The organism is Frankia sp. CcCS3 (assembly GCF_977927575.1).
This window is the reverse complement of sequence record NZ_CDWRCL010000049.1, coordinates 1-6,166: the sequence shown is the minus strand read 5'-3', so window position 1 is coordinate 6,166 and position 6,166 is coordinate 1. Positions and strand designations below refer to the sequence as shown.

General features: G+C 68.3%; 7 protein-coding genes and 1 pseudogene. 2 read left to right on the top strand and 6 right to left on the bottom strand.

The window, feature by feature from the left end; translation table 11 throughout:
• From AC08OQ_RS07025 to AC08OQ_RS07010, 4 genes and pseudogenes are all read right to left on the bottom strand, one after another.
• Positions 1-334 (bottom strand): annotated as a pseudogene (locus AC08OQ_RS07025) (hypothetical protein); the annotation flags it as partial.
• Positions 335-442: 108 nt separating this feature from the next.
• Positions 443-1,972: a hypothetical protein gene (locus AC08OQ_RS07020; protein WP_476604807.1), complete on the bottom strand. Its 1,530-nt coding sequence runs from the start codon at positions 1,970-1,972 to the stop codon at positions 443-445.
• Positions 1,973-2,125: 153 nt separating this feature from the next.
• A complete protein-coding gene (locus tag AC08OQ_RS07015; RefSeq protein WP_462186929.1) occupies positions 2,126-2,386 on the bottom strand; it encodes a hypothetical protein in 261 nt (86 codons plus the stop codon).
• Between the two features lie 304 nt (positions 2,387-2,690).
• Positions 2,691-2,939, bottom strand: coding sequence for a hypothetical protein (locus AC08OQ_RS07010; protein WP_476602237.1), 249 nt, complete (start codon positions 2,937-2,939; stop codon positions 2,691-2,693).
• A 569-nt stretch (positions 2,940-3,508) separates the two neighbouring features.
• Between AC08OQ_RS07010 and AC08OQ_RS07005 the strand changes: the two genes are divergently transcribed.
• Positions 3,509-4,708 carry a cytochrome P450 gene (locus AC08OQ_RS07005; protein WP_462189052.1) on the top strand — a complete coding sequence of 400 codons (1,200 nt, stop codon included), beginning with the start codon at positions 3,509-3,511 and terminating at the stop codon, positions 4,706-4,708.
• A 62-nt stretch (positions 4,709-4,770) separates the two neighbouring features.
• Complete coding sequence (locus AC08OQ_RS07000; protein WP_476602238.1) at positions 4,771-4,998, top strand: ferredoxin; 228 nt, start codon at positions 4,771-4,773, stop codon at positions 4,996-4,998.
• A gap of 82 nt (positions 4,999-5,080) precedes the next feature.
• On the opposite strand, the gene AC08OQ_RS06995 is transcribed toward AC08OQ_RS07000, so the two are convergent.
• Positions 5,081-5,554, bottom strand: coding sequence for a cupin domain-containing protein (locus AC08OQ_RS06995; RefSeq protein WP_462202498.1), 474 nt, complete (start codon positions 5,552-5,554; stop codon positions 5,081-5,083).
• Positions 5,555-6,004: 450 nt separating this feature from the next.
• The coding region (locus tag AC08OQ_RS06990; RefSeq protein ID WP_476611956.1) for a transposase at positions 6,005-6,166 on the bottom strand (162 nt) is incomplete at its 5' end.

Sequence of the window (6,166 nt, the reverse complement as noted above, 5' to 3'; positions counted from 1 at the left end):
CCTGGACGGTCCCGTCGCAGCGCAACGCGTACCCGGAGTTGCTGCCGTCGGCGATGGCGACGACATCGTTCAGGCCGCTGACCTGGACCGGCGTCGAGGCGCCGGTGGTGGTTCCGTTGCCGAGCTGGCCGAAGCCGTTGAAGCCCCAGGCCCAGGGGATGCCGTGGGGAGCCTGCGTGTGCTGGGCGGATGCCTCGGTAGGCGTGCCGGCCGGTTGTCCTGGGGGCGCCGCACCGCGGGCGGTGGCCGGCAGCAGCAGCAGCGCAGTCGTGACCGCGGCGACCGCCGTTCCCTGCTTGTTGCCGTGCCGTCTTCCCTGTTGCTGACCCGTCACTGGTTCTCCCTGTGCGTTCGATCCCCCTTTGATTGCTCAGAGTAAGAGTAAGTTTCGGAAAGTAGTCGAATGGGCGTGAGGTGCGGCGAGTCGGCCGGCGGGAGGCCATTACCCGCGTCGGCCGCCTTCCCGGTGCGCCCGGACCGCCCGCAGCACGCCCCGGGCGAGCAGGAACAGCACGAACAGCATCCCGACGGCCGGCAGCGAGACCAGCAGCGCGGAGACGACCTCCGCGAATGCGGTGACCAGCTTCCCGTCACGGGTCGCCCGGCCCGCCAGCCCGAGATAGTCCCACATGGCCCGGGTCGTCCGGGTAAGCACGAACGGAACCGAGACCATGAGCACGACCAGGTTCACCAGGATCAGCGGTGCTGCGAGCAGCGCCCAGGCGGTCACCACGATCCGGGCCGACCGGGTCAGCCCGTCCGGTTGGCTCCGGTTGTCCGGTCGGCTCCCGTTGTCCGGCGGGGTCAGCCCGTCCGGCCGGGCCCGTCCCGCCGATCGGGCATGCCGCCCGCGCGGGAGGCGGTTGCGCCGCCGTGGCAGCGTCGCGCGCAGCGTCGGCCCCATCCGGTTGAACAGGTCCGGTACCCCGGCCAGGTCGCTGACGATGTAGTAGCCGTCCAGCCGGACGAAGGGCGCAAGCTGGCGCATGGCATCCAGGTGGACGAGGACGACGGCGGTCACCAGCACACCGGCGTGGGTGAGCGCGAGAGCCCCGGCGAGCAGCAGAACGAACAGTCCGTTGAAGTAGATGCCGCCGAGGTCGGTGCGCAGCCGGCCGAGCCGGCTCAGCCGGTAGGAGTCGGTGACGTCGGTGAAGAAGGCCGGCCACACCAGGTACATGCCGAAACCGATGACTCCCGGGCGGGCACCGCCGTAGTGGCAGGCCGCGGCGTGCCCGCATTCGTGGAACAGTGCGCCGACGAGGGCCAGGCCGACCACCACCAGGATCAGCGCCGGGGTCGCGAGCACCTCCGCCGCGCTGTCCCGGACGCTGTGCCGGCCGAATATCCACACGTCGGTGGCCACCAGCAGGGCCAGCAGCAGGGCCACGGCCGCTGGCCGGAACAACATCGCGAACACTCGGCTGACTCGGTGCACGGCCGGCGCGGGTAGCAGGGTGTGCCGGGCGGCGAGTGTGAACAGCGCCTTCGCCCGGGGCGCCGGAGTGACACCGTTCTCGCTGGCGATCAGGCCGAGTGGCATGAGCCGATCCACCACGAGGTACGCGACGTCGGCGCCACTCACCCGGCGGGCGCAGACCCCCGTGACCCGGTCGGCAATCGCGGCGACGTCGCGGGCGCCGTCTGCCGCCTCGAGGATGTGCGCGAGCAGTTCGGTGAGCGCGACGACCTGACCGTCGGCGCGGCGGGCCAGGAAGACGGGCCGGGCCAGGCCCGACCCGGTGAACTCGCCGAGTAGCGCCAGGCCGTCGGCCCGGCTCGGTCTGGCGGGTACCTCGGCCGGCCCAGGAACGCCCGTCGGATCGGCGAGGCTGGCGACGCCGGCGATGTCGCTGACGCCGGCGAGGCTGGCGACGCCGGTGACGCCGGTGAGTCCGGGCGCCCGGTCCGATTCGGAAGGTGCCGGCGGCATCGTTGTCGGCCGGGTGGACGACCGGGTGGACTCGGTCATCTGCGTCCCATCCTCATTGTCATGAACTGGCGGGAAGCCGGCCGGCCGCCGGTCCGTCGACCGGCGGCCGGCCGGGTGACCACCCCCGGAGGAATCCGGCGGTGTATCTGTCGGTCGTAGCCGTAAAGCGGTAAAGCGGTAAAGCGGTCGGTGTTATCTCTGGATGATGATGTTGATGCTCGGTACCAGTGTGATGAGAATGGGCAGGAATCCACCGGCGACCTGCGGCTCCGCATGAGCGTCGATCTGTGCCATTTTCGACCAGGGGGAGCCGACCGGGAAGAAGGTTGGGTCAAACTCCTTCCGACCGACCTCGACCGCGGCGAGAGTCGTTCGCTCGGGCAGTAGTTCCGCCCATTCCAAGAACAGTTCTCCATTCAGCTCGTCGGCGCAGTTGCCCGTGATATCGTTCATCCTTGTTTCCCACCGATCTGAGTTGCCTCGGATATTCAGGCGGTGGGAACGCTAGCCACCGCTCAATCTGGTGGCCAGCACCTGCACAGGGTGTGTCACGGTGCGGTCGTGCCCAGCGTCAGTCGAAACTTCGGCTGGCTTTCTCGGATCGATCTGACTGAGGTGAGGGCATGCTTTCCGGCTGACCGAAGGATATTCGGCCGGCCGGTGGTCGCGGATTCACGGTGCCCTTGGCAACCCCGGGGGAACGTGGTCGGTTACCCGGCCAGGGAGACCGGCGCGAGGAGCAGAATCGGCCCGGAGCTCACCACTGCTCGATGCGGTTCCAGCTGTTGGCGATGGTCTTGATGAACGCTCCGTCGCTGTAGGCAGTCTGTGGCTCCGGATGATTATCGATCTGGGCGTTGTTGCTGCCCGGCGAGCCGACCGGGTAGAAGGTGGGGTCGAACTCGGTGCGGTTTATCTCGACCGCCGCCAGGGTCATGCGCTCGGGCAGCAGCTCCGCGTGTTCTTGTGCCAGCTCGACGACGTCTGTCTCCCTGCGGTCCCTCATCTTCTGGCTCCCATGTGTGTCGCTCGGTACCCGTCATGACGCATGCTGAGGGGCACCGGCCGGTGGCGAGGAATCGGCCGGCGCGGGGCGGGGTCGGAACTCACCGGAGGGCGCGGTATCCGCGGCATCCGCAGCATCCGGTGGTACAACCGAACTGTAGGAGTCTCGGTTACCCTCCGCAACACGGATCTTGCCTCGGTCGATCTGACCGGCCCAGGCCCGCTCGGCGGGTAGTCGGACCATCATCCGCGCTCGGGCGTGAGCCTGGCGTGGGGAAGGCCGACTCTCTGCGGATGATTTACCGTGGCATTCTTCTCGATGGTGATGAATGGGTAGCTGAAGGCAGCGGATAATATTGAACTATGATGAATTTTGTTAAACAATACCAAACAATGCCGACTAGCGTCGAATAACGCCGGTCCACTCGTTGATGGATTTTTTCTTCCTCGGGATTATCTCTGGCGGTGGATATCCGGATGCGGCCCGTTCGAGCGACAGTTATTTTTCGCGTGGATGGTAGCGTCGTCGGTGTCCGAGGTCCCGCGTGAACGGCGAAGGGTGGACAGGCGATGGCCGCGGCACCGATAGTTCCGTTGCATATACGGCGAGCGCAGTTCGATCCGGTCGAGGAACTCGTCCGGACCCGGGACACCGACGGCGTCTGCCGCGTTGTCACCGTGTTCAGGGTACCCGCGTATCTGGTCAGCCGGTACGAGGACGTCCGTGAGATACTCGCGGATCCGGGCAGGTTCAGCAACGTCAATCAGTGGGTCGTAGGTCCTGGCGGTCCCGTCCTGAGTGATGAGGAAATCGCCGAACTGCGGGCGGGGCAGATGCTCGCGTTCGATCCGCCAGATCACACCCGGCTGCGCCGGATGCTCACCCCGGAGTTCACCGTGCGCCGGATGCGCAGGTTGGAACCGCGGATCCGGGACATCGTCGACGCGGCGCTCGACGAGCTGGAACGGGCCGGCCGACCGGCCGATCTGGTCGCGACCTTCGCGCTTCCGGTGCCGTCGCTGGTGATCTGCGAGCTGCTGGGGGTGCCGTATTCCGACCGCGCGGAGTTCCAGCACCGCACCCGCCGGCAGATCGACGCCTCGTTGCCGATCGAGCAGCGGCTGGCCCTGCAGCGTGAGGCCCGTGCGTACATGGCCGGGCTGGTCACGCGGGCGCAGGCGGCCCCGGGCGAGGACCTGCTGGGCAGGCTGGTGCGCGAGCACGGCGACGAGCTGAGCACCGCCGAGCTGGTTGGCATCGCCTCGCTGCTGCTGGCCGCCGGGCACGAGACGACGTCGAACATGCTTGCTCTCGGCACCCTGGCGCTGCTGCGCCATCCCGACCAGCTCGCCAGGGTCCGCGACGATCCGGCCCAGGTCGAGCCCGCCGTCGAGGAACTGCTGCGCTGGCTGTCCATCGTGCCCTCCGGCGTGCCCCGCACGACGACGACCGAGGTGGAGATCGCCGGTCACCGCATCCCGGCGGGCGAACAACTGCTCCTGGCGCTGCCTGCGGCCAACCGAGACCCGGCTCTCGTCGGGGATCCGGACCGGCTCGACATCACCCGTGGCGCTCCCGGCCACGTCGCTTTCGGCTACGGCGTGCACCACTGCCTGGGAGCGCCGCTGGCCCGGATGGAGATGCGCATCGCGTTCCCCGCGCTGCTGCGCCGCTTTCCCGATCTCGCGCTGGCCGTGCCCTACGAACAGGTAGCGTTCCGTGCCCATCACGCCGTACACGGGCTGCACGCGCTCCCGGTCACCTGGTGAGATTCGGTCACCTGGTGGGACTCGGTCACCTGGTGTGACAGGGCGGAACAGGAGGGTGTCGCATGAGGATCGTCGCTGATCGCGCCGTCTGCGTCGGCGCCGGGATGTGCGTGATGACCGCGCCGGAGGTCTTCGATCAGGGTGACGACGGCCTCGTCGTCACCCTGATCGAAGAGGTCGCCGCCGGTCGGCTGGACGCCGTGCGCCGAGCGGTCGAGCTGTGTCCGTCGAAGGCGCTGCGCCTGCTGGACGGAGGAGCGTGTCTTGGTAACGGGCGTGTGACCGGATGATCATGAGTGGTGGGGTTGGTCGTGGTGGCCTGGTCTGCCGCGTCCCCACCCTGCCGGTCTCGCCCCGTCCCGCCGTAGCCGGTCAGTAGGTGTGCCAGTCGCGCCGGGTGGGTCCGGTGGACCCGGTGGCCACCGGCCCGACCCAGCGCAGGTTGGGGAGGTTGACGACGATCGCCTCCTGGGTGGTCCGGGCGATCACGACGACGGCCTCCTCGTCGGGATCGGGGTTCTCCTCGCGATGAGGCACCCACGGCGGCACGTAGATGTAGTCGCCGGGGCTGGTGTCGAGCCGGGTCTCCTCGCCGTCCTCGAGGAAAACGACGCTCGGATGGCCTCGCACCACATAGATGCCCGTCTCGGACCGGCCGTGGTGATGGTTCGCCGAGCTCGTCGCCGCGGCGACGTGGGTCTGGCCCATCCACAGGTCGACGGAGCCGACCGTGCTGCCGGACAGCGCCTCGACCCGGCGCATGCCGGCGGTCTGCGCGGTGTCGCGGGACAGCCCGGCGGGCGTCACGCGGTGCAGCCGCTGGTGGAAGCCATCCGTGGGCGGCATGGATCCCGGGGGCGTGGATCCCGGGGGTGTGGAGCCTGGGGGAGCGGACATGGCACCTCCGATGCGTCGCAACCGGGGTCATCGGGCTCACGTCCGGATGGCGGGCGAGATCCGGTCTCCGCCGATCATAATAGGTTGATGGGCTGACGGATCGCGGTGCCTCAAGACCCTGGTGCGTGGTTCCGTGCCGCTCCGGGGTGCCGTGTTCCGGACCGCCGTGTTCCAGGGGTGCCGCGTTCGAATGTTCCAGGGGTACCGTGCTTCCGGTTTTGGGGCTTTCTTGACCGAGAATTTCCGTAGGCCCGCTCGGCCGAAGATGATCCCTGAGCCAGCGGGCGCGTCCGCACGTCCACCGAGACGGCGGCGTATATCTTGGGGTCGCGTCATATCAGTCCCGCGTCCGGAGCAACGTCTCCTTCGCGGTGCCACGCTGATATGGGCTCTTCGAAGTTAAGCGGGTTTGAGGCATCTGCGGGCTCGGCGGGTGGTTGCGCAGCGTGTTCGTAGCCGCTGGTTTTCGGGGTTGCGGTAGCCGAAGGCGTTGCGGGCGTCGAGCTTGATGACCCGGTTGTGGCCTTCGCTGGCGGCGTTGGTGATGCCGCTGTGCCGGAA

Bases quoted from the DNA above. Each gene is read 5' to 3' on its own strand.
- AC08OQ_RS07000 (WP_476602238.1), top strand. From the start codon at position 4,771: ATGAGGATCGTCGCTGATCGCGCCGTCTGCGTCGGCGCCGGGATGTGC.
- AC08OQ_RS06995 (WP_462202498.1), bottom strand. From the start codon at position 5,554: ATGCCGCCCACGGATGGCTTCCACCAGCGGCTGCACCGCGTGACGCCC.
- AC08OQ_RS07015 (WP_462186929.1), bottom strand. From the start codon at position 2,386: ATGAACGATATCACGGGCAACTGCGCCGACGAGCTGAATGGAGAACTG.
- AC08OQ_RS07005 (WP_462189052.1), top strand. From the start codon at position 3,509: ATGGCCGCGGCACCGATAGTTCCGTTGCATATACGGCGAGCGCAGTTC.
- AC08OQ_RS07010 (WP_476602237.1), bottom strand. From the start codon at position 2,939: ATGAGGGACCGCAGGGAGACAGACGTCGTCGAGCTGGCACAAGAACAC.
- AC08OQ_RS07020 (WP_476604807.1), bottom strand. From the start codon at position 1,972: ATGACCGAGTCCACCCGGTCGTCCACCCGGCCGACAACGATGCCGCCG.